We start from the raw sequence: 21,950 nt of genomic DNA on the forward strand, positions 1-21,950 counted from the left end.
ACCTCTCGTTGGATCATGCATAGATCCCGCTTTTTCCGATGCAATCACATCGTATCCCGATAACGGGGGAAACCGTCACGACCTACTGCATTCGGCCGTGCTCTCATGAGCCCATTCGCATAAAGGTCTCGGTCAGGATCTCACCACCCCTGACTCTCTGGACGAGACTGCTCCATGCTACTCTTCTCAATCATCGATTTTCTATGTGAAACGAAAAAAGGGTCACTCGCCTACCCATAGCTTACGCTATGAGAAGGACGAGTAACCCCGTGGTGCCACCTTCGTTGGTTCCGTAGAACCCGCTTCACGGACGATCATCCGCTTCCCCATGATAACGGTGGGTCACCCGCTAAAGCCTACTCAAAGTTTCGGTTTAGAGCTCGGAAGTCCATTCGCGACGTCCCACATACTGATTCACACCAACCATCAGCTCTCTGTCATGCGGGGCCTGTCGTTACTCCTCTTCGTCAACGCCTTTGTTCGTTTCAATTAAGTTAACTCGTACTATACAGGGGACGGACTCCCCTGTCAAACAAAAGCGTGCAAAAAAAGTTTGCTTCTATAAGGTGACACGAAAAAGGCGACGTTTTTCGCAACCCGGCAAGTTGACATACGTTTTTTTCGTCTGCTATAGTCGTCCCCAACAACACTTCACTTGGCTAAAGGAGATAAGACAATTGGAAACAAGCAAACTAAAACGTGAGCTGTCGACCCGGCAACTCACGATGATTTCGCTCGGGAGCGCCATCGGGACGGGCCTCTTCCTCGGAAGCGGGCTCGCCATCCAGACAGCGGGACCGAGCGTGCTCGTCAGCTACGCCATCGGGGCGTTTATCGTCCTCTTACTCATGGGCTGTCTCGCTGAGATGACGGTCGCCCATCCGACTTCGGGATCGTTCGGCACGATCGCCGAACGTTACGTGCACCCGCTCGCCGGCTTCTTGGTCCGTTATTCGTACTGGGTCGCCAACGTCCTCGCCATCGGGGTCGAGGTGAGCGCGATCGCCATCTATATGCGCTACTGGTTCCCGGATGTGAACGGCTTCGTCTGGGTCGCCTTGTTTGGTGGACTGCTCATCTACATCAACGCCCGGCAAGTCCACACGTTCGGCACGACAGAATACTGGTTATCATTCATCAAAGTTAGCGCCATTTTCTTGTTCATCATTCTCGGGGCGGCCACGTTGTTCGGTCAGCCCGGTTCTCCGATTGAATCGATCACGACGGGGGACGAAGGGTTCTTCGCTTTCGGCTTTTACGGCATGTGGGTGACGATTTTCATCTCGCTCTTCAGCTTTCTCGGGACCGAGCTTGTCGCCGTCACGGCGGGCGAGGCGAAAGATCCGGACCGCGCCGTCCCGAAAGCGTTACGGGCGACCGTATTCCGCTTGACGTTCTTTTATCTCGTCACGATTGCGATTATGCTCATGCTCATCCCATGGCAGCAGGCGGGCATCGATCAAAGCCCGTTCGTCCTCGTCATGCAACAGTTCGACGTGCCTGGCGCAGCCGGTATTTTGAACTTCGTCATCTTGATTGCGGCACTTTCGGCGATGAACGCCCAATTGTATGCCTCGACTCGGATGATGTATTCGCTCGCCGAAGCTGGCGACGCACCACGTGTGTTTAAAAAAGTGAGCCAGAACGGCATCCCGACGTATGCGCTTTTCGTCTCAACAGGCGGAATCGTCCTCGCGGCACTCCTGCAAATCTTCATGGAGACGTCGTATCCGTTCCTCATGGGCATCTCGATGTTCGGTGCGATCTTCACATGGTTCATGGTATTCGTCTCTCACTTGTTCTTCCGCAAGAAATGGACGGGACGCAAGCTCCCGGTCCGCATGATCGGATATCCGGTCTTGCCGCTCCTCGGGGCCGTCTTGCTCCTTAGCTTGATGATCACGACATGGTTCACCGACTTTAATATCTTGCTCAAGTTTGGGATTCCATGGTTGGTCGGATTGACAATCGTCTACTTCGTCCGGGAACGCTTCCGGAAATCCGATGACCAATCCGATGACATCGAACAGGCGAACTAAAAAATCGCTCCTACCATTAATCGGTAGGAGCGATTTTTTCATGAAAACGAGCACCTATCGCAATCGACAGGTGCTCGTGGCATTTGATTAGAAGAACTGACGTGGGTTGACCGTGTTCCCCGCGCTCGATGACGAGTACGAGTAGCTCCCTCTATGAATCTCAAAGTGGAGGTGCGGGCCTGACGAGTTCCCAGTGTTTCCAAGTGTCCCGATGTTCGAACCTTGCGTTACACGCTGTCCGGCGCTAACAGACACCGAGTTCATGTGGGCGTAAACTGTTGTCCACACTTGACCGTTGATGACGTGCGCGATCATGACGTGGTTCCCGTAAGCCCCACCCCATCCTGCACGGATGACCGTACCGGTTGCTGACGCGCGAATTGGCGTTCCGACAGGTCCAGCGATATCGACACCGTTATGGAACGTGTAGCCGAACTGACCGCTTGCCGGTCCCCATCCTTGCGTGAAACGTCCTGCCGCAGGCTGGATGAACATCGCACCAGATGGCGCAGGCGTCGACGCAGTCGGCGTGCTTGGCGCCGGTTTTGGTGCTGGTGTTGCTGGTTTTGGAGCTGGTGCAGCTGGCTTCGGTGCTGGCGCAGCCGTTTTTGGTGCCGGCGTCGCATTTTGTGTCGTCTGGTTTGAAGATGCTGACGACTGGGTACTATTACTATTGTTCTGCTTTTGCTGAGCTGCAGCTTGACGCGCTGCTTCTGCTCGTGCGGCTTCCTGACGAGCCGCCTCTTGACGGGCTGCCTCTTGACGAGCCGCTTCGGCTTTGGCTTCTTCGGCAAGACGCGCTTCTTCTGCCTTACGCGCTGCTTCCTGACGAGCTGCCTCTTCAGCGCGACGACGTGCCTCTTCTTCTTCACGACGTTGTGCCTCGATTTCGGCGGCAATCGCTTCTTCTTGCGCGATTAACGTCGCTTCGATTTCTTGAAGGTCGAAGATTTGCGTCTCGAACTCGATGTTTTTCTCTTCAAGTTCTTTAATCCGTGCTTCGCGCTGTTTCATTTTCTTCTCGAGGTCGGCTTGACGCGCTTCGAGCGCTTTTTGTTGTTCTAAAAGCGATGCACGTTGCTCTTTCAATGCGGCCTGTGCCTCTTGAAGGGATTGGCGTGTCGCTTCGTAGTCGTCGAACAGCTCTTGGTCACTGCGTTGAATCGTCCCCGCCGTGATCATACGAGTAATCAAGTCAGAGAAGTTTTTTGAACCGAAAATGAACTCAGCCCAGTTGATTGAGCCTCCGCCATTGATTTGCATCGTGGCCATTCGTTCACGCATCATCGCTTCTTGTGCTTCCATCTTCTTTTGGTACGCTTTGATGTCCGCCTCTAGGTCCTCGATCTTCATCTCGGTACGCTTGATTTCTTGGCGCTTCGCTGCGACGTCATAGATGATATCTTGGAGCTGGGCGTCCATTTTGTTGACTTCTTCTTGTACCTTCGAGATTTCTTGATTGTTCTCTTGGATCTTTGAAGACGTGTTCGCTTGGTTGTCTTTTACGTTTTTACGTTGGTCTTGAACTTTCTTCTGCTGCTCTTGTTTCTCTTTGATTGTCGTCGAGGCATCGGCCACCGAGTGTGATCCGAGGAGCAAGGCGCTGAGCGTCAGTGTCGAGACGGTGCGTTTCCAGTTGATCAATGCGGACATCCTTTCTAAAATAAACAGGTTATACGTACGGTCTTTTATCTGTCGTTTTGCTATGTAACAAAAACGATTAATTTTTCAGTTTCAACACGACTAATTATATCGAAGTGTTTAATGTTTTCCTGTTAAAGTTATATTTCACTTTTATTACGACGAAAAAGTGGGTGTGCCCTTGGTACGCCCACTTTTGCTTTATTTCAACGGTTTTCCCATTTGTTTTATTTCGAAATGTTCTTGTAATAATAGTTGGAAATAACGACACATTCCCCTTATATTCAAAAAACTTCTTCTCATGATTTCTACATTTCGCCAATCCCAGAAAACGTAAAAAGGGGCCGCCTTTCACCGGCCCAAAGGAAAGGTGAAAGACGACCGAGTGGTTCGTTGTGATGAACACGAGGGTCTTACAAGTTGAAGTATACCGCTCTCGTGTTAACGGACTGTGGATTTTTGATTACAACTTCAAGGCGCCAAGGATAACGAATACCCAGGCCGCGATGAATAGGACGCCACCAATCGGCGTGACGGCACCGAGCTTCGTAATGCCTGTGAGCGCCATGACATAAAGGCTCCCCGAGAAGAAGATGATTCCGGCGAACATGAGCCAACCTGCCGTACTAAACTGACTGATGCTGACCCGCATTAATATCGAGGCAAGCGCGATGATGCCGATCGCATGAATCATGTGATAGAGCACACCCGTCTGCCAGTTCGCGAGCATGTTCGGCGTGAGACGTTCTTTTAACGCGTGCGCACCGAACGCACCGAGTGCGACGCCGAGCGCCATGAGCGCCGCGCCGATGATGAGTAAGACTTTCATAAATCGTTCCCCCTTATCTGACTTGCCGTGCTGGTAAATTCCACTTTCGATAGTAGGATATCACTCGAAGGGTCGCGACGACAATGAGTAACGCATAGACCGGAAACCCGCTCTCGAGACGGAAATAGTACGTGACGACGGCGATGATGATTGCCCAAATCGCATATACTTCCGACTGTAAGACGAGCGGCTTCCGCCCCGCGAGCAAGTCACGGACGACGCCGCCTCCGACCCCGGTCAACACGGCCGCCGCGATGGCCGCTGATAACGGCAAGTCGAGCTTGATTGCGACTTGAGCTCCTTGGAAAGCGAAGGCGACGAGCCCAATCGCATCGACGATGACGCCCCAGCGTTCCCAGTGCGGCAAGACGACGCTCGGCAGCAGGAAGATGAGCAAGGCGACGAGAAAACAGAGAATAAACAAATCATTTTGTTGCCAAATCAAGCTGACGGGATTACCGAGCAGGACGTTTCGAATCGCCCCGCCGCCGAACGCGGTCGTAAACGCGAGCAGCCAAACCCCAAAGATATCGTATTTTTCGTCCATCGCGATGATGGCACCGCTCGCCGCGAACGCAACCGTTCCGACGACGTTGAGTAATTCCCATTCCATGAACATCCCTGGCCCTTTCTCCTAAGCATTGTATGGTACAGTAAAGATACAAAAAATCAGATCAGTCACGCGACTGCTTGTAAAGGATGTCGGTACTTTTATGAAACGAATCGCTTTGTTCCGCATATGGATTATCGTCACAATGTTCGCCCGATTCATCATTAAAATTTACGCCTTCTCGCGCAAGCAACAGCAAGGCCTGACGAATCAAGAAGAATACGAGGCGCTCATGCTCAGTCTCGCCCGCGAGTATAAACGGAACGCCTTGCGGTTAGAAGGCCTCTTAATCAAGCTCGGCCAATTCTTGTCGATTCGGGCCGACTTGTTGCCGACGTCCGTCTTAAACGAGCTGTCCGAACTTGTCGACCGTGTCCCGACGTCCGGCTGGGAGAAGTCACGCGCGATCTTAGAAGCCGACTGGGGCGTCCCGTACACGCAAGTCGTCAAAGACGTCGACGTCGACGCCGTCGCCTCAGCCTCAATTGGCGAAGTGTACGGCGCGACATTGCTCGAGAACGGCAAGCGAGTCGCGCTAAAAATCCAGCGCCCGGACATCGAAAAGATTATCCGGACGGACTTCAAAGCGATGCGTATCGTCACGACGATGCTCAAACGAACCGCGCTCGCAAAATCGACCGACTTAGATAGCTTATATCGCCAAATGATTTTTGTCATCGGGGATGAGTTAAATTTCCAAACCGAATTAAAAAATGCGCACTATTTCAAAGCGAAATATGCTGAAAATCCGGACGTATACATCCCGGACTACTACGACCACCTCTGTACGAATCGTGTCTTGACGATGGACTGGGTCGATGCACGCCGCATCACCGACCTCGCTTTCTTGAAAGAGAACAACATCGACCGCTCCGCGCTCGCCGAACGATTGTTTACGATGGCGGCCGAACAACTGTTGTTCGGCGGAAAATTCCACGCCGACCCGCATCCCGGCAACGTTCAAATCCGGGCCGACGGGACCATCATCTTGCTCGACTTCGGAATGGTCGGTTCGACGACACCACAAGACATGGCGACGATTCGAAAAATCTTGCAGGCGTTCATTTCCCTCGATTATGACGGGGTCGTCGACGGTTTGGAGGATTTACGCTTCCTTTTGCCGACGGCGAACAAACATAACATTCGTCAAGCGCTCGAAAAAGCCGTCACGTTCTACTTAGAGACCGACATCGACACGGTCGACACGAAGCTCATCGAGAAAGTGTTGCAAGACATCCAGTTGCTCGTCAAAAACGAGCCGATTCAGCTGCCGGCCGAGTTCGCTTTCTTCGGTCGGGCCGCCTCGACGTTACTCGGGATCTTACAAATCCTCGACTCAAAAATCGACCTCTTTACGCTCGGGAAGCCAATCGTCATCCAGTGGCTCGAAGCGGACGGGACGACGATTCAAAACCGGTATGTCATGACGGCACTCAACTACGGTAAAAAGTTGTTGAACGTGCCACCGTTACTCGACAACTTTTTAAAAGAGCCAACCCGTAAACGTTTATCCGAACAAGCGATGTTCCAGCGTCAGCTCGAATCGAAGGAACTGTTGCACCGTCAGCTGTTCAATTCAGGATTGATTCTCCTCGGCCTGCTCGTCGGTCTTCTCGGCTACATCCGTCCTGACGAATGGTTGTTCTGGTCCGGCGGTGTCGTCGCCGTCGTCGCCTACTTCAACTCAAGACGCCTCGGTCGTAAGATTCGTCATTTGGCCCGGCAAGACTTTCGGGTTTAACACCGTCACGTTCCATCGTGGCGGTTTTTTTGTGCATCCATGTCGCGACGAGCGTGGCGACCGCTCGTACGTCGCGCGTTGTCGTCCAGCCCATCGTTGAAATTTGCAGACAGTTCGCCGCCTTCAAGTAGTCACTTTCAAATTGGACGCGGTAACCATGATAGTGCAGTTGGTTCCCAAGTTCAGATGACGAGAGAGGATCGGGTAAATGAAGAGCTAAAATCCCAGGCGCTTGATTCGGTTTCTTTTTGAAAGGGACACCGTGCTTTGCGAACGTCTCCTGCAGAACGTCCATCTTTCGTTGATGTGTCTCAATCTCTGCCTCGGTCATTTCATCCAACGCCACCTCGAGTGCTTTGATTAAAGACATCGACTGCGTGAACGCGATGGGATCATACTGTGCCAAATCCAGATAGCGAGGAATCCTTCGAATCGGTTCAGCTCGTTTCTTCATGGCGACAAAAGCGAGGCCCGGAGCGGCCCGGAGCGCTTTTCCAGAAACGAATGTCACCAGATCGGCAAACGAATAGTCGATCTCAAACGTTCCGACCGCACTGATGGCATCGATCGCCACGATTGTGTCGTGTTCGCCTGCATAGCGACGCAAGCGTTCCATGTCGACGAGTTCTCCGGTCGACGTCTCACAGTGAACGGTCCAAATCCATTTCGGTGCATACCGTTCCACTTCGCGCCAATCTGCCTCTGAATGGGGCATCGCGAGCACGTCAAATAAAAGGCCGGCACGTCTCGCATGATCCATGAGCCGTTTTCCGAACTCGCCCGTATCCAAGATGAGCCCGCGTCCCGCTAAACGCACCGCCACCGCGTCGTTCGCGACGGTCCCGCTACCGAGTAATGTATACATGTATGGCAACTTCACGAGACGGGATAACTTCGCCTGCACGTTTTGCAATAATCGCTTCGCTTCGTTCGAACGATGGGGCATCGGCTGTGACGTGAGGGCTTGACGTACGTTCAAAGAAAGTTCGACCGGACCGGCAAGTAGCAATTTCGGCCGTAAAACTGCAGACGTCTCCGACTCAAAGAAACCAGCGCGCGTCAACAGCATCGGAATGTATCGGGCTTCCACCGGACCGACTGGAGGGGCGAACGGAACAAATCCGAAACGGCGATACAGCTTTTGTTCACGTGTCGTCCCGCTAATCACGACGCCCTCGACACCTCGTGCTAATGCGTCTTCCATCACGGCGCGCATCAAGCCGGCGAACGTACGCGTATTTCGATAAGAACGGGTCACCGCGAGTAAACGAATTTCCATCCATTCCCCCGGCGGTAGCCGGACCCCTTTTTGTTCCAATGAAAAAGGATGCGCTGTACGTAAGGCGCACATCGCGACAAGATGGCCATCCTGTTCCCCGACCCAATATGTACTCGTGTCATAAAACCGGTCGACGAGGCGTCGTTCCTCGTTCGGTTGGTGCTGTGGAATCTCTTCCACGAACGTCTCATAATTCAACCGATGAATCGCCGGTGCATCTTCCGGCGTTGCTTGTCGAAATTCAATCATGTCGTTTTCCCCTTTCGATGATGCCACCAGATGATGCTTAGGATGACACATGAAATCATCACGTCGCTCCATTCACCAAGTGCCGCAAGAGGCAACAAGCTGAGCATCACGAGCCCCGTCTCCCGAGAGTTGCCCGTCAGTTTGATGAAGACGAGTAAAAGCAAAAGACCTGCCACAAACCAAAGCGGGCTATACGCTAAAATAATTCCAGAAAAAACGGCATATCCCTTCCCACCACGTCTCATCTGCCAGATAGGATAAATGTGCCCCACCGTCAAAGCGAGGGCGGTCTCCCAAAAATACGTTCCGCTAAACGATAAGACGAGGACCGTCTTCAAGACGTCGAACCCGTAGACAAATAAAAACGCTTTGACTCCACCTGCGCGAAACGCGTTTCTCGCCCCTGTATTACCGGATCCACTCTTCGAGAGGTCGTGTCCACTTATTAAACCGTAGAGGCGTCCCCCGAGCACACTGCCCACGAGATAACCAATGAGAATCATCCACATGATTCGTCTCCCCTTTGTAAAATTGTGTATGATTTTTGAAAACGGGTACTTTCTTACTGTGCACCTAGATGAAAGGGGAAATCAAGATGCGAGCTGAACATAACTGGATTAACGGGGAATGGATCGAGACGGATGAAACAATCGAAGTCCGAAATCCGGCGACCGGAAATATTATGGCAACGGTCACGAAGAGCGGAGAAACGGAGGCCCGTCGTGCCGTTGATGCCGCTCATGCGGCGTTGGCGGAGTGGCAACAAAAGACGGCCGAGGAACGCGGGGCGCTTTTACTCGAGTGGCATCGCTTGATTGAAGAGGAGGCGGAAACACTCGGCCGGACGATGGTCGAGGAGCAAGGCAAGCCGCTAAAAGAAGCAATCGGGGAAATCCGTTATGCGAACGGCTTCATCGAATGGTACGCTGCCGAAGGACGCCGCGTCTACGGCGAGACGATCCCGGCCTCGGCGAACAACAAACGTATCTTCGCCATCAAGCAACCGGTCGGCGTCGTGGCGGCCATCACCCCGTGGAACTTCCCAGCGGCGATGATCACCCGAAAAGTCGGTCCGGCGCTCGCCTCGGGCTGCACCGTCGTCATCAAGCCCGCGTCGGCCACGCCGTTGACCGCGATTGACCTCGTCAAGCTTTCAGAGAAGGCCGGCTTCCCGCCCGGTGTCATCAATTTGGTGACCGGGACGGCCTCGGATATCGTCAAAGCATGGCAACAGGACACGCGCGTCCGGAAATTGACGTTCACCGGCTCGACCGAAGTCGGGAAGATGCTCATGCGTGACGCCGCCGACACGATGAAGAAAATCTCGCTCGAGCTCGGTGGCCATGCCCCGCTCATCGTCACCGCGAAAGCCGATTTGGAGAAAGCCGTCCCGCAAGCGATCGCGACGAAGTTCCGAAACGCGGGCCAGACGTGTGTGTGCGCCAACCGAATCTACGTCGAACGTTCCATCGTCGACGCGTTCTCAGAGAAGTTCATCGAGGCGGTCGAGGAACTCAAGGTCGGCAACGGGCTCGAGGACGGCGTCGACATCGGTCCGCTCATCGATGAGGCCGCCGTCGACAAAGTGATGAAACATCTCGAGGATGCGCAAATTCGCGGCGGCGAAGTGTTCGGCGGCGAGCAGCTCGACGGGTTGTTCGTTCGTCCGGCCGTCGTCCGGTATGCGAACGAGGATATGCTCTGCATGAACGAAGAGACGTTTGGTCCCGTCGCCCCAATCGCCTCGTTTGATACGCTCGAGGAGGCGGTCGAACGGGCGAATGCGACCCCGTTCGGGCTCGCCGCTTACGTGTTCACGCAAGACATCAACGAGGCGCTCTACTTAGCCGAAGCGCTCGAATACGGCATCGTCGGCGTCAACGATGGCCTCCCTTCGACGCCGCAGGCCCCGTTCGGCGGATGGAAAGAGAGCGGCCTAGGACGTGAAGGCGGTCACCACGGCATCGAAGAGTTCTTAGAAGTGAAGTACATCTCGCTCGGCCTATAACAAAGACCGGTTGAACGTTTGTTCAACCGGTCTTTCTCATGCGTTTACGATGTCCAGTAAATCAGCCGGCGCTTCAATCACGTGATCGGCAAGCGCCCACTCCTCTTCGTTCCCGAAACCAAATCCGGTCAAGACGACAGGGAAGTCATGGGCCCGCGCCGCCTCGACGTCCGATTTGCGGTCCCCGACCATAACGTAGTTCCCATCCCCATGACGGAGACGGTGTGCCGTCAAGATGTCCGCCTTCTTCTCCCCGCTCACCGATTCGAGACATTCCGGCGCCGTCATGAACGGACGAATCCGTTGCGAGTCCAAAATCAAGTTCAAATAATGGACGCCGCAATTGCTCGCCGTCGTCAACGTGTGCCCGTCCGCATGGAGCGTCTCGAGCATCTCATAGATGCCGTCGAACAACACATGCTGTCCTTCCATCGCGCGTTCGAGCGTCTCATGACGAAGCTTTCGGATTTGGCGAATCTCTTCAATCGTCGCTTCCGGAATCACATGCTCCCAAAAGGCATTCCCGGCAAGCCCATAACCGGAACGGACCGCTTCCTCGCTCGGTTTTGGTAAATGCGGAAGCTGTTCGAGCGCTTCGTGAATCGCTTTTGTCATCGGAACGGTCGTGTCGACAAGCGTTCCATCGATATCAAATAAAATCACTGCCATAATCGTTACCCCTCTCTCTTCTACTTCCCTTACCGTAGCAGAATGCCCGAAAAAGCTAAAGCAGAAACGTGGCTAGGCCAAAAGTCGACCTATGTACCTCGGACCTACAAGTCTTTACATTTTCTCAAAATGAGGGAAACGAGACTGCAATGTACGTCCGTTATAGTTCGGTTTGTAAGATTCATCACTCGAGGAGGCAAACAAATGAAACGAACATGGATGATTGGGGCGCTCGCCCTCGGCTTGACGGCGGGAACGTTGACAACCGGGCTACATAACCATGAAACGGCCGAAGCAAACGGGAAGCACGGGAAAGGGACAGTCAAAAACGTCATCCTCATGATTCCGGACGGCTATTCCGCGTCTTATGCGACAAACTATCGCTGGTATGCGGGCGAGGAAGAGACGGCGCTCGACAAGCAGTTGACCGGCATGATGCGCACCTACTCCGCAAATTCCAAAGTGACGGATTCGGCTGCAGCCGGCACGGCAATGGCGACCGGTGTGAAGACGAACAACGGGACGATCAGCATGGACCCAGACGGAAACGAGTTGACGTCCGTGCTCGAGAGAGCGAGCCAGAACGGGAAAGCGACCGGGCTCGTCGCCACGTCGACCATCACGCATGCGACACCCGCCGTATTCGCTTCTCACGTCGCTTCACGAGCAAGCGAAGCTGAGATTGCCAAACAGTATATGGACGCTCTCGAGGTCGACGTCCTCCTCGGCGGTGGTCAAAAATATTTCACCGCTGAAGCGAACGGCGGGTTACAAAAAGAGGATTTGATTAAACAGGCAAAAGAAGCCGGCTACTCCTATGCGACGAACCGAGACGAGTTAAGAGCCGCCAAGTCTGCTAAACTACTCGGCCTCTTCGCGGACGATGCGATGGCACCTGAACTCGACCGCGATCAAACGAACGAACCGAGCTTGGCCGAGATGACCGACGCGGCCCTCACTTCACTCAAACAAGATCAAGACGGTTTCTTCCTCATGGTCGAAGGAAGTCAAATCGACTGGGCCGGTCACGCCCATGATGCCGCTTGGGCGATGAAAGATTCAGAAGCGTTCCACGAGGCGTTTAAAGCCGCCCTCCAGTTCGCGATGAAGGACAAACAGACGCTTGTCGTTGTGGCCGGAGATCACGACACCGGTGGCATGTCCGTCGGCGGTTACGGCGAATACATCGCAAAACCTGAAGTACTCCGCTCTGTCACAGCGACCGGGGACTTCATGGTCGACGCGTTCAATGATGAGCTGACAAACGTCGAGGACGTCGTCGAGCAGTATACATCGATGAAACTCACACCGAAAGAGGCTGAACTAATCCGATCGGCGGATGAATCAAAGCGTGTCATGACTTTGAATGAAATCATTAGTCAGCGGGCATACGTCGGCTGGACGACGACTCAACATACGGGCGTCGACGTCCCGCTCTACGCGTACGGGCCGCAACAAGAGCGATTCAACGGACTGCTCGACAACACGGAAGTTCCAAAACATATTTTACAGGCGATGAAATTATTAAAGTGAGACACAAAAACCGGCTGAAAAAGGTTTCAGCCGGTTTTTTCATGATCCACGCCAGAAGCTCATCCCGCCTTTGACCGAATAGACGTCTGTATAGCCTGCCTTCTGAAGCATCGCGGCTGCTCGCTGGCTGCGCATCCCGCTTTGACAGATGACATAGACGGGACGGTCTTTCTGTTTCGGGTATTGCGCGCTCGCGTTCCCGAAGCCAGATAGGGGCACGTTTTTCGCCTGCTTAATATGACCGCCTCGATACTCTTGTGGCTCCCTTACGTCGAGCAGCTGGATGTTGCGCTCTTCGGCAATCTTGCGCTTCAGTTCATCCGTCGACACCGTCTTCACACTGTTCCGCTTAGACCACCACACGTAAATCAATCCAATTACTACCGCCACAAATAAGAAATCAAGCATATGTCCGCCTCCATTATCGATGAGTTTTGTTGCTTCAATTATACCCCCTTAGGTATATAAGTCAATGAAGACGCCTCAAAAAAAGCCACGCCCTCAGGCGCAGCTTAAAAGTCGAGCAATGAATCGGTTTTTGGCTCTTCATCCTCTTCGAGCGGAATCCCGAGAAATGCCGCCATTTGACGATCGAGCGGCGGCTGATCCGGTGCCGGCGTCACCGTCACAGGAGCAGACGGTTGGACGGAAGGGTTCGAGACTGCTGGATCCGCAAGTAACAGTTCGCAGTACCCCATCAGCTTGGCGACATGCCGTTTCTGCGTCTCTCCGTTCGACTGTTCGATTTCGGTCATCACATGTTTCATTTGGGCGATGAGTTGTTGTTCGGTAATCATACGTCCACATCCTTTACCCCATCATTGTGCCGGAAAACGCGGCAAGCCCGCAAGTGTCACGCTTGACCGTCACGGGTATCGAGCCACGTCTGGAACGCCTCAAAATCGAATCGGACTTGATTCCCGTAGAATCGAGCCCAGCGCGCGATTTGTCGGATGAACAGTGGTTTGGCGTCCCCGATGGCGGCGGCAATCCGTTCGCTCGCCTCGTAATCGAGAATATTCGCGTCTGCGTCGGCACGGGCATGGATTTTGGCCGTAATCTCGGCTTGAACGTTCAACGTCTCAATGAGCGACGCCTCGTCCTTGATGTGCTTCGCTTTCACTTTTCGCTTATAAGGCGAACGCTGTCGCACGTAGTATTCGTGACCAGCGATCGTCAAATAGCCGAGATACGGGTCACGGCTATGCACCATCGCCCGTTGCGCCGCCGTCACCCGCGCCCCTTGATGGGAGAGTCCATCCTCGAACAAAGGGTGCGTCGGCAGAAAGAGGGACGGAACGGCCGACTGGGCCTCTTTCATCTCAAGGATAACGTCCTCGTCATGTTCCGCGTCCGCCCCTTCAATCAAGATGTAGTAACGCTCCAAACCGATCGAAGCCGTCCCGCTATCGAGCTTGATGGCGATGTCTTTCACTTCATAATGGTCGGCGTGATGGCGATGGTCCGCTTTCAACGACGTCAAATAGTCGGGCCAGGCCGCTTTAATCTTCGATGCCATCGTCTCGCTTACCGGAATCAAATCTTCGCTCGTCGCGAAATAGCGCTCCTCATCGCGCACCTCGGTCCGTTCGGCCATGAACGCATCCTTTTTCGCCTCTGCCTTTTTGATGATTTTTTTAATCGCCTTGCATGTGTTCGCTTTCGTGAACTGCACGTCCTCGTCTTTTCCGTTCGCGTAACGGTCGATCGTTTTGGCATACGTCTTCGCATACGACTCGATGGCCGCCGTCGCATCGAACCCCGCCTCTTCGGCGAACAAGTCGACCGAAATGGCCATCCGTAACACGTCGAACAAATACGATCCGATATACGCCTCATCGAAGTCGTTCACGTCATAGATGATCGTACCGGCCTCATCCTCGAACACGCCGAAGTTCTCGAAGTGTAAATCCCCTTGGATGAACGTCGGATGCGCGTCACCCGTATCAAACGCGAGCGGAACTTTCGCGAAGTCATAGTAAAACAAGTGGGAGCTGCCCCGGAAGAACGAGAACGGGCTCACGCTCATCTTCGTGTACTTTTCGCGCCGCGCTTCTTCAGACAGATGTCGAATCGACGTATCATAGTAGTCGAGGACGGTCGCAATCGTCTCCCGGCGGATTTGTTGCTTGACTGAAGTGAACATCGCCTTCTCCCCTTCACGCGTCGAATAAGTGTTTGTACTCCCCGTACCCGGCCGAGTCGAGCTCTTCTTTCGGGATGAACCGGAGCGAGGCCGAATTGATGCAGTAGCGCAAGCCCCCGAGCTCTTTCGGACCATCATCGAACAAGTGACCGAGGTGGCTGTCGGCCCGCTTCGAACGGACCTCGGTCCGCACCATGTGATGGGACGTGTCCATGTTCATATCGAGCCGTTGCTCTTCAATCGGCCGTGAGAAACTCGGCCAGCCACAGTTTGACTGAAACTTGTCGCGTGACGTGAAGAGCGGCGTCCCGTCGATGATGTCGACGTATAGCCCTTCGCGCTCCTCGTCCCAATACTCGTTTTGAAACGGCGGCTCGGTGCCATTCTCTTGCGTGACTTTAAACTGCATCGGTGTCAGCCGTTCCTTCAATTCTTTCTGCTGCTTCTTATCGCTCCACGCCTCTTTAATGAATTTCGCGCGACCGGAGCCGACGCGATACATCTCATAGCGGAACGGATTTTTCTTATAATAGTCTTGATGATAGTCCTCGGCTTCCCAAAACGTCTTCGCCGGACGAATCTCGACCTCAATCGGTCGGTCGAACCGTCCTGAGTCCTCGACTTCTTGCTTCGACCGCTCTGCCGCCGCTCGCTGTTCTTCTGAGTGATAGAAGATTGCCGGACGATACGACTCACCGCGGTCGTTGAACTGGCCGCCGCCGTCCGTCGGGTCGATTTGACGCCAGTAGATGTTTAATAACTCTTCGTACGAGATGACGTCCGGGTCATAGGTGACCTCGATCGCCTCTAAATGTCCCGTCGTCTCCGAACAGACTTGTTGATATGTCGGATTGTCGACATGCCCGCCCGTATAACCGGAAATGACATGCTCGACTCCCTCGTATTTATGAAACGGTTTGACCATACACCAAAAACAGCCTCCCGCAAACGTAGCTTTTGCCATTATCAATCCCTCCTTATTAAGTAGTGTACCCAAAAAAATGCGGAAGCAACAAAAAACGAGAACCCCGAACGTGTTCTCGTCTTCAATCCTCGACGCGGTTCATATGCCGCATCACTAAAAATAAAATCACACCGACGATTACAGCCCCAAGAATGGTCAACGCCGGGTTGTTTCGTGCCGATAATGTATAAAAGATCGCAAGTCCAATCAAGATGAGCGCAATCGGAATGAACGCTCGTTTAAAATGATCCCAATAACGCACGGACAGTCCCCCTTTTTTCTATCATACCAAACATCTCGACTGGGATAGAAGAAAAGCTGGAGACGATTTGAAAGGAGCAACAGAGATGACCATGGAAACATTATGGGCGAACCGCCCGACCCTCATCTGGGAAGAACGGTTGAACGAGGGAGATGACATCTATACCCTCCCGGCCATCCTCGCCGTCGATGCCGCGCTTCGACAATACGCGAACACGCTCACCCGTTCCGACAAGTCAGAGGCGAGCGTCTTAGCGGCTGTCCGCGATCTCGTCTTGCGGCTAAACGAACTCGATGAGGAACATGACTACTTCATCGAGACGATGGAACGCGAGGAACTGTATGATTTCATCGTCGCTGCGGCTGCACTCGTCGGCTACGAAACCGACGACGACGTGACGGAAGAGTGGCGCGAATGGTGAGCCGATTGAAACGATGCCAGTCACTTGAATTATGCTACACTTAAACTAGTTATTTCCATTTCCACACAGGGGGACTGTGTCCATGCTCACCATCATCAACTCATTTTTCATCGACCTATGCATCTTGTTCACGCTGTTCACAATCTCGTTCCTACCTTTTCGGAATCGACCACGACTGACGCCGCATTCGCCGCTGAAGGCCCGTGTCCTGCTCGGGGTGCAGAGCGCGTTCACCGCCACGATTTTACTCGGGAACGCCCTTCATCTCGAAGGGGTGCTCATCGATTTACGAGCCATCCCGATCACGCTCGCCGTCTTGTTTGGTGGTTGGGTGAGCGGCGCCGTCGCAGCTGTCTTGTTTTTGATCGGTCGTTTTTTCATGATCACGAACGGCGAGTACGTCGGGTTTTACTTGGCGATCGCCACGATGGTCGCGCTCGTTCTTCCGGCGAGCCTGTTGCGGCTCAAACTTGATAACACGCGGAGCACGTTGCTCGTCTTCACGACAATCGGCGCCATCGTCTTCGGTGCGGCAATCTATTACGCGCTGCCACTCGACTTGTTCTATCCGATTTTACTCGTCTATCTCGTCATGTCGTACGTCGGCGCTTGCGCCGCCTATCGTCTGCTCCAAGAGTTGCGCCGGCACTTTGAGAACGTCCAGCATCAGCAACAGCTCGCGCGCACGGACGCTTTGACGGGGATCGCCAATCGTCGCCTGTTGAACGAGGCGATGGCAAACTTGACGGTCGAGGCAGAAGAGTATGCGCTCATCCTCGTCGATATCGATCATTTCAAACGCGTTAATGATACGTATGGCCATGACGTCGGCGACGACGTGTTGCGTGAGCTCGGGATGCTTCTTGTCGCCGAGAGTCGCGAAGATCACCTCGTCGGACGTTTCGGTGGAGAAGAATTTTTAATCATCATGCCGAACGCCCAAAAAGACGAGGTGTCACGCCTCGCCGAATCTATACGAGAAAAAGTCTCGACGTTCCCGTTCGAGACGAGTGCCGGGACGCTCCACATCACCGTTTCGCTCGGTGCCTGCCATTCGAACGATATCGAGGTCGACAGTGTCTTGAAACATGCCGACGAAGCGTTATATCACGCAAAAGAATCGGGACGCAATCGCTTCATTTTGGCTTCATGAAGCCAAAAAGCGTTCGTAAAAGTTTAACACGTTCATCAGTTTTCCTGCTTTACTTTCCCTAGTCGAATCGGTACACTAGGCTAGACTTTGGTTCGTAAGCTTTTTGTAATCATCGATTTGACTAGAAAAAGGGGAAACACATTTCATGACAGTCTTGTTATCACTATTTGGGTTGATGTTCGTGGGATCTTTCGTCCTCGATTATCAACGCGGTAAGACGTTCCGCCAATCGCTCTTTGGGGGAGTCGATACGTTAAAGCGGAACTTGTTCATCTTTTTACGCACCTCAATCTCCATGATGATTTTTATCGGACCGCTCTTGCTCATTTCGATGTTCGCCTTCCCGCGTCTCATCGGATTCGATGCGGTTGCATCTTTCCTCATCGCCGTCTTGAGCATCGGGTTCGCCGAACGCATCATCGGCATGATTGTCGCTCCGCTCGTGCGCACGTTCTGGCACCAGCGCGGAAACGTGATGCCGCTCTATCTCGATGCAGGCCTCTATGTCTTCTTACTCTCGATTCTCGTCTTCGAGTTTCTATTGAATATTCCAGGCGTCAATATCGCCTCTCCAATTATCGCCGTCTTTTACGCGTTCGCGTTATTTTATATCCGCTATCTGTTCAGCTTGCTCCGGTTCACGCTCAGTAAAGGCGTCCCGTCAAACTGACCCTCGACACTGCAATCGGATCTCGGTTGCAGTTTTTATTTTATTACTAATTGACAATGAGAATCGTTATCACTTATACTCGACTTGTAGCTCCCAAAAGCTTGACGCGCTCGTTCCCCAAACGCATGCGTCACGTGGATTCCCCTCCATGACACTCTTTTTGAAAGCAATGCGACAACCCCCATTTGTTGCACCCAGATTTGCCATATGAAAAAGCGAGCGGCTCTCCGACGGAGCCGCTCGCTTTTCGTTTAGGCGAATACATCTTGTTCGATTTGCTTCAACGCATAGAACGTGCCGCGCGCCTGCATCAACTCATCGAATGAACCGGTCTCGATGACGCGCCCGGCTTCCATAACGATGATTTGATCGAACGCCTCGAGCCCGTTCAGACGGTGGCTGATCATGACGAGCGTCGAAGCCTGTGCTGTGTCGAACATCTCGGCGTACACGTCCGCCTCGGTCCGCGCATCGAGCGCTGACGTCGCTTCGTCGAGTAGCCAGAGCGAGCCGTTTTTGAGTAGCGCCCGGGCAATCGCGAGCCGCTGGCGTTCCCCACCCGACAAGTTGGCGCCTTTCTCAAGCACCGGTTCATCGAGCGAGAAGCCGAGCCGGACGCTGCCGAGCGCTCTCGTCATCGCCTCGTCCGTGTGTTCACCGGCAAGCGCCAAATTGTCGCGCACCGTCCCGAAGAAGAAGTGGTTCTCTTGAAGGACGACGCTCGCATGCTCCCAAATCGACGCCTGTGCGATGTCGTCGAGTCGTGCCTCGTCGATGAAGACGTCGCCTTCGTCTGGACGGATGAAAGCGAGGAGCATTTGGAGGAGCGTCGATTTCCCCGAGCCGCTCGGCCCGACGATCGCCGTCTTCGACCCGCTCGGGAACACCGCATCGACGTCGACGAGGACGTCGCGGAACGTGTCCGGATACCGATAGTTCACACGGCTGATAGTAATCTCAGGTGCCCCTTGAAGCGAGATGTCGCGTCTTGCCGCTTCAGCTTGCTCCATTGCTTCACTCGGTGCCACGACCTCAAACAAGCGGTCGGCCGCCTGCTTGCTGTCGGCAAAGTGACCTGGGAAGACGGCCATCGGCGTCGCGTTCTCAAACGCCGTGAGCGACATCATGATGAGCATGGCGAGGAACAAGCCGTCAAGCTCTCCACCGACGACCAAGTAAGCACCAATCGCGAGCACACCCCAAGAGACAAGCAATGACGCACCGACGACGAGCGAGGAGTTGAAGAACTGGCTCGTCACATCTTCACGCTCGGCCGCCACGTAGCGGTCGCTCCGCTCCATCAAGTCTTGTTTCGTCTTTCCGAGATGTTGATGCAGCAACAAGTCACGATAGCCATACATCATCTCCGTCATCCCGCTCGACAAATCACCACGAAGCGACCGCAGTTTGCGGTCGTGTCGGGCTCGGACACGGGCACGGGCGAAGAAAGCCGGGATCAAGAAGCCGGTCACGAAGACACCGAACAAAATCCAGAGGCTGACGAAAATTGAGAAGTACGTGACGAAAAAGATGGTGCTCAAGAAGACGAGCACTAAAATAATTGGTGGATAGAAGACGCGTAAAAAGTAGTTCTGTAAGCTCTCCACGTCCCCGACGACGCGCGCGAGTAAGTCACCGCTTCGATATTTCGCGAAGATATTCGGGACGAGTGGTTCGAGCTGTCGATAAAACCGGACACGGAGCTCACTCAAAATGGTGAACGTCGCCCGGTGCGAGGCGAGTCGCTCTTGATACCGCGCGCTCGCTCGGATGACACCGAACAGTTTGATTAAGACAACGGGAATCATAAGCGCATAGAGCGGTGGTACGAGGCCGGCCCGCGCGACGAGGTATCCGCTCGCCGCGAATAAGGCGACGGCGGCAAGTCCCGCCACGTATCCAAAGAAGATGGAGAGGACGATATCCTTCTTCTCTCGCATCATCCATTTCGTGATCGTCCAAAGGGAACTCATCCTCTCACTCCTTTCTGTAACGTGAATAAGTCGGCATAAGCCGGGACATGGAGCATCTGTTCATGCGTCCCGCTCGCGACGAGCGTCCCGTTGTCCATGAACCAAATCGCATCCGCCTGCTTGATCGTATGCAGACGATGGGCGACCGTGACGAGCGTCGCGTCGCGCGACAACTCTTCGATCGAGCGGCGCACGATTTGCTCGGTCATCAAGTCGAGACCGGTCGTCGGCTCATCGAACAAGATGATGCCCGGCCGTTTCAAGAAGGCGCGGGCCAACGCGAGCCGTTGCCGCTCGCCGCCAGACAAGCCGTAGCCGCCCTCACCGAGTTCGGTGTATAGCCCGTCCGGCAAATGGCGAATCACGTCGACGAGGCCGGCCGCTTCGGCCGCGCGCATGATCGCCGCTTCGTCAGCCGCCTCGCCGAGAGCGATATTGTCAGCGAGCGTCCCAGCGAACAAGTACGGGGTCTGCGAGATATAGCCGACCGTGCCGTACCACGACGTGTCCGTGTACGAGTGGAGCGGCTCCCCGTCGACGAGGACGCGACCCGTATCGGGATTGACGAGCCCGGAAAGAAGATTTAACACCGTCGTCTTCCCTGACCCGCTCGCCCCGACCAATGCGATATGTGACCGCGCCGGAATCGTAGCGTTGAGCGGCTGCAAGGTGAAGCGACCGCCCTGATATTGGAACGACGCCTCCTCGAGTCGAAGCTCAGGGGTCCGGTTCGTCAGCACGCGCTCACCCCACACGATGCGATCATCCGGGGCGTCGAGCGCTTCAAAGATTCGATCGGCCGCACCCATGCTGCCACGTCCCGTATGGAACGCGCCACCGAGGTCTTTGATGGCCAAGTAATATTCAGGGGCCAAGACGAGAATGAGAAAGCCGGCGAAAAACGTCAAGTTCTGCCAGACGACCATTTGGAGCGCCACTTCAAGGGCGACGACACCGGTACTGAGCATCGAGATGAACTCGAGCATGAGTCCGGACAAGAACGCCGTCTTCAAGACGACCATCGTCGCGTCTCGGAAGTCGAGGCTGCTCTTCTCGATGGCTTGCGCTTCTCGCTCCGTCCGTCCATATAGCTTCAGCGTTGTCAGTCCTTGCAAGACGTCTAAAAACTTACCAGAGAACTGATTCATCTTCTCCATCTGTTGTTCCGATTTCTTCTGCGTCGCAATCCCGATGATGATGAAGAAAATCGGGATGAACGGCGCCGTCACCATCATGATGACGCCCGAGATCCAATGTTGGGTGAAGACGACGATGAGAATGAGGAGCGGAATAATCGACGTCTGAATCACTTGGGGCCAATAGTGGCTGAAGTAGGCGTCGACCTCGTCGACGGCGTCCATGTATACGCTCACTTTCTTACCGGATTGTCCCGAGAGCGACGTCTCCACCGGGTTCGACGTATAACGATCCAAGAGTTGACGTCGAAGCGACCGCTTCGCCTTCTCTGACAGGCTCGCACCGATGCGTCCCGAGACGTAACCGAACAACGCCCGGACGAGAAGCGCGACGACGAGCCAACCGAGCGCCGGAAGGACGCTTTCAAACGATTGATTTTGTAAGAAGACACGGTCGACGACGTCGACGATTAAATAGGCTTGGGCTAAAATCGACAAACCGATCATGACGGCCGCGATGACGAGGCCGATGATGTGCCGCTTTTCAGCTAACGCGAGGGCTTGCAGTCGTTTCACTGCGTTCATCCTTTCTAACAAGTCATAACATCATTTCTTTGTGATGATTCT

At 54.0% G+C, this 21,950-nt stretch carries 20 protein-coding genes and 2 other annotated features (1 of these 22 running past the window's edge); of the genes, 7 read left to right on the forward strand and 13 right to left on the reverse strand.

Features of this window, described 5'->3' with window-relative positions; translation table 11 throughout:
* Positions 1 to 203 (reverse strand) — a binding site (T-box leader) (it extends 27 nt beyond the left edge of the window).
* A 47-nt stretch (positions 204 to 250) separates the two neighbouring features.
* Positions 251 to 480 (reverse strand) — a binding site (T-box leader).
* A gap of 197 nt (positions 481 to 677) precedes the next feature.
* Complete coding sequence (locus tag KNP76_RS07340; protein WP_214843805.1) at positions 678 to 2,039, forward strand: amino acid permease; 1,362 nt, start codon at positions 678 to 680, stop codon at positions 2,037 to 2,039.
* An 87-nt stretch (positions 2,040 to 2,126) separates the two neighbouring features.
* Here the strand turns inward: KNP76_RS07340 and KNP76_RS07345 are convergent, their stop codons facing one another.
* The 3 genes from KNP76_RS07345 to KNP76_RS07355 form a co-directional block, all read right to left on the reverse strand.
* Complete coding sequence (locus KNP76_RS07345; protein ID WP_214843807.1) at positions 2,127 to 3,692, reverse strand: murein hydrolase activator EnvC family protein; 1,566 nt, start codon at positions 3,690 to 3,692, stop codon at positions 2,127 to 2,129.
* 451 nt (positions 3,693 to 4,143) lie between these two features.
* Positions 4,144 to 4,509, reverse strand: a complete 366-nt coding sequence (locus tag KNP76_RS07350) for a DUF423 domain-containing protein (protein ID WP_034806934.1) — start codon at positions 4,507 to 4,509, stop codon at positions 4,144 to 4,146.
* 13 nt (positions 4,510 to 4,522) lie between these two features.
* Positions 4,523 to 5,128 (reverse strand): trimeric intracellular cation channel family protein, encoded by a 606-nt coding sequence (locus KNP76_RS07355; RefSeq protein WP_214843809.1) that lies wholly within the window; start codon positions 5,126 to 5,128, stop codon positions 4,523 to 4,525.
* Positions 5,129 to 5,222: 94 nt separating this feature from the next.
* On the opposite strand from KNP76_RS07355, the gene KNP76_RS07360 reads away from it, so the two are divergent.
* On the forward strand, positions 5,223 to 6,860 hold the full coding sequence (locus tag KNP76_RS07360) for an ABC1 kinase family protein (RefSeq protein ID WP_214843811.1): 1,638 nt from the start codon (positions 5,223 to 5,225) through the stop codon (positions 6,858 to 6,860).
* Here KNP76_RS07360 and KNP76_RS07365 read toward each other — a convergent pair.
* Positions 6,799 to 8,388 carry a GNAT family N-acetyltransferase gene (locus KNP76_RS07365; RefSeq protein WP_214843818.1) on the reverse strand — a complete coding sequence of 530 codons (1,590 nt, stop codon included), beginning with the start codon at positions 8,386 to 8,388 and terminating at the stop codon, positions 6,799 to 6,801. The genes KNP76_RS07360 and KNP76_RS07365 overlap by 62 nt on opposite strands.
* A complete protein-coding gene (locus tag KNP76_RS07370) occupies positions 8,385 to 8,897 on the reverse strand; it encodes a glycerol-3-phosphate acyltransferase (protein ID WP_034808729.1) in 513 nt (170 codons plus the stop codon). The genes KNP76_RS07365 and KNP76_RS07370 overlap by 4 nt, the downstream gene beginning before the upstream one ends.
* Positions 8,898 to 8,983: 86 nt before the next feature.
* Here KNP76_RS07370 and KNP76_RS07375 point away from each other — a divergent pair, with 86 nt between their 5' ends.
* Positions 8,984 to 10,396 (forward strand): NAD-dependent succinate-semialdehyde dehydrogenase, encoded by a 1,413-nt coding sequence (locus tag KNP76_RS07375; RefSeq protein WP_214843820.1) that lies wholly within the window; start codon positions 8,984 to 8,986, stop codon positions 10,394 to 10,396.
* A gap of 36 nt (positions 10,397 to 10,432) precedes the next feature.
* Here the strand turns inward: KNP76_RS07375 and KNP76_RS07380 are convergent, their stop codons facing one another.
* Positions 10,433 to 11,065, reverse strand: coding sequence for an HAD family hydrolase (locus KNP76_RS07380; protein ID WP_034808734.1), 633 nt, complete (start codon positions 11,063 to 11,065; stop codon positions 10,433 to 10,435).
* Between the two features lie 204 nt (positions 11,066 to 11,269).
* Here KNP76_RS07380 and KNP76_RS07385 point away from each other — a divergent pair, with 204 nt between their 5' ends.
* Positions 11,270 to 12,598: an alkaline phosphatase gene (locus KNP76_RS07385; RefSeq protein ID WP_251137394.1), complete on the forward strand. Its 1,329-nt coding sequence runs from the start codon at positions 11,270 to 11,272 to the stop codon at positions 12,596 to 12,598.
* 39 nt (positions 12,599 to 12,637) lie between these two features.
* Here KNP76_RS07385 and KNP76_RS07390 read toward each other — a convergent pair whose 3' ends face one another.
* The 5 genes from KNP76_RS07390 to KNP76_RS07410 all read right to left on the reverse strand — a co-directional run bounded on the left by KNP76_RS07390 (position 12,638) and on the right by KNP76_RS07410 (position 15,970).
* Positions 12,638 to 12,988, reverse strand: a complete 351-nt coding sequence (locus tag KNP76_RS07390; protein WP_371816175.1) for a rhodanese-like domain-containing protein — start codon at positions 12,986 to 12,988, stop codon at positions 12,638 to 12,640.
* Positions 12,989 to 13,110: 122 nt separating this feature from the next.
* Positions 13,111 to 13,395 (reverse strand): DUF5327 family protein, encoded by a 285-nt coding sequence (locus KNP76_RS07395; protein WP_214843823.1) that lies wholly within the window; start codon positions 13,393 to 13,395, stop codon positions 13,111 to 13,113.
* A 56-nt stretch (positions 13,396 to 13,451) separates the two neighbouring features.
* Positions 13,452 to 14,744, reverse strand: coding sequence for a DUF2252 domain-containing protein (locus KNP76_RS07400; protein ID WP_214843824.1), 1,293 nt, complete (start codon positions 14,742 to 14,744; stop codon positions 13,452 to 13,454).
* 13 nt (positions 14,745 to 14,757) lie between these two features.
* Positions 14,758 to 15,708, reverse strand: a complete 951-nt coding sequence (gene msrA / locus KNP76_RS07405) for a peptide-methionine (S)-S-oxide reductase MsrA (protein ID WP_211780372.1) — start codon at positions 15,706 to 15,708, stop codon at positions 14,758 to 14,760.
* A gap of 82 nt (positions 15,709 to 15,790) precedes the next feature.
* Positions 15,791 to 15,970 carry a hypothetical protein gene (locus KNP76_RS07410; RefSeq protein WP_034817509.1) on the reverse strand — a complete coding sequence of 60 codons (180 nt, stop codon included), beginning with the start codon at positions 15,968 to 15,970 and terminating at the stop codon, positions 15,791 to 15,793.
* A gap of 91 nt (positions 15,971 to 16,061) precedes the next feature.
* Between KNP76_RS07410 and KNP76_RS07415 the strand changes: the two genes are divergently transcribed.
* The 3 genes from KNP76_RS07415 (at position 16,062) to KNP76_RS07425 (ending at position 18,214) form a co-directional block, all read left to right on the forward strand.
* Entirely contained in the window at positions 16,062 to 16,391 is a 330-nt protein-coding gene (locus KNP76_RS07415) for a hypothetical protein (protein WP_214843917.1), read from the forward strand.
* A gap of 82 nt (positions 16,392 to 16,473) precedes the next feature.
* Positions 16,474 to 17,544: a GGDEF domain-containing protein gene (locus KNP76_RS07420; RefSeq protein WP_034807665.1), complete on the forward strand. Its 1,071-nt coding sequence runs from the start codon at positions 16,474 to 16,476 to the stop codon at positions 17,542 to 17,544.
* A 154-nt stretch (positions 17,545 to 17,698) separates the two neighbouring features.
* Positions 17,699 to 18,214 (forward strand): hypothetical protein, encoded by a 516-nt coding sequence (locus KNP76_RS07425; protein WP_214843826.1) that lies wholly within the window; start codon positions 17,699 to 17,701, stop codon positions 18,212 to 18,214.
* Between the two features lie 251 nt (positions 18,215 to 18,465).
* Here KNP76_RS07425 and cydC read toward each other — a convergent pair whose 3' ends face one another.
* Together cydC and cydD are read right to left on the reverse strand one after the other, a co-directional pair.
* Positions 18,466 to 20,187 carry a thiol reductant ABC exporter subunit CydC gene (cydC, locus tag KNP76_RS07430; RefSeq protein WP_214843840.1) on the reverse strand — a complete coding sequence of 574 codons (1,722 nt, stop codon included), beginning with the start codon at positions 20,185 to 20,187 and terminating at the stop codon, positions 18,466 to 18,468.
* Entirely contained in the window at positions 20,184 to 21,908 is a 1,725-nt protein-coding gene (cydD, locus tag KNP76_RS07435) for a thiol reductant ABC exporter subunit CydD (RefSeq protein WP_214843856.1), read from the reverse strand. Before cydD ends, cydC begins: the two co-directional genes overlap by 4 nt.
* Positions 21,909 to 21,950 lie beyond the last annotated feature (42 nt).

It is taken from the genome of Exiguobacterium sp. s150, from assembly GCF_018618435.1.
In the GTDB taxonomy this organism is placed as follows: domain Bacteria; phylum Bacillota; class Bacilli; order Exiguobacteriales; family Exiguobacteriaceae; genus Exiguobacterium; species Exiguobacterium alkaliphilum.

Excerpts from the sequence above, each read along its gene's own strand:
- KNP76_RS07345 (WP_214843807.1), bottom strand. The coding sequence starts at position 3,692 with ATGTCCGCATTGATCAACTGGAAACGCACCGTCTCGACACTGACGCTC.
- KNP76_RS07350 (WP_034806934.1), bottom strand. The coding sequence starts at position 4,509 with ATGAAAGTCTTACTCATCATCGGCGCGGCGCTCATGGCGCTCGGCGTC.
- KNP76_RS07355 (WP_214843809.1), bottom strand. The coding sequence starts at position 5,128 with ATGTTCATGGAATGGGAATTACTCAACGTCGTCGGAACGGTTGCGTTC.
- KNP76_RS07360 (WP_214843811.1), top strand. The coding sequence starts at position 5,223 with ATGAAACGAATCGCTTTGTTCCGCATATGGATTATCGTCACAATGTTC.
- KNP76_RS07365 (WP_214843818.1), bottom strand. The coding sequence starts at position 8,388 with ATGATTGAATTTCGACAAGCAACGCCGGAAGATGCACCGGCGATTCAT.
- KNP76_RS07370 (WP_034808729.1), bottom strand. The coding sequence starts at position 8,897 with ATGTGGATGATTCTCATTGGTTATCTCGTGGGCAGTGTGCTCGGGGGA.
- KNP76_RS07375 (WP_214843820.1), top strand. The coding sequence starts at position 8,984 with ATGCGAGCTGAACATAACTGGATTAACGGGGAATGGATCGAGACGGAT.
- KNP76_RS07380 (WP_034808734.1), bottom strand. The coding sequence starts at position 11,065 with ATGGCAGTGATTTTATTTGATATCGATGGAACGCTTGTCGACACGACC.
- KNP76_RS07385 (WP_251137394.1), top strand. The coding sequence starts at position 11,270 with ATGAAACGAACATGGATGATTGGGGCGCTCGCCCTCGGCTTGACGGCG.
- KNP76_RS07395 (WP_214843823.1), bottom strand. The coding sequence starts at position 13,395 with ATGATTACCGAACAACAACTCATCGCCCAAATGAAACATGTGATGACC.
- KNP76_RS07400 (WP_214843824.1), bottom strand. The coding sequence starts at position 14,744 with ATGTTCACTTCAGTCAAGCAACAAATCCGCCGGGAGACGATTGCGACC.
- msrA (WP_211780372.1), bottom strand. The coding sequence starts at position 15,708 with ATGGCAAAAGCTACGTTTGCGGGAGGCTGTTTTTGGTGTATGGTCAAA.
- KNP76_RS07415 (WP_214843917.1), top strand. The coding sequence starts at position 16,062 with ATGGAAACATTATGGGCGAACCGCCCGACCCTCATCTGGGAAGAACGG.
- KNP76_RS07420 (WP_034807665.1), top strand. The coding sequence starts at position 16,474 with ATGCTCACCATCATCAACTCATTTTTCATCGACCTATGCATCTTGTTC.
- cydC (WP_214843840.1), bottom strand. The coding sequence starts at position 20,187 with ATGAGTTCCCTTTGGACGATCACGAAATGGATGATGCGAGAGAAGAAG.
- cydD (WP_214843856.1), bottom strand. The coding sequence starts at position 21,908 with ATGAACGCAGTGAAACGACTGCAAGCCCTCGCGTTAGCTGAAAAGCGG.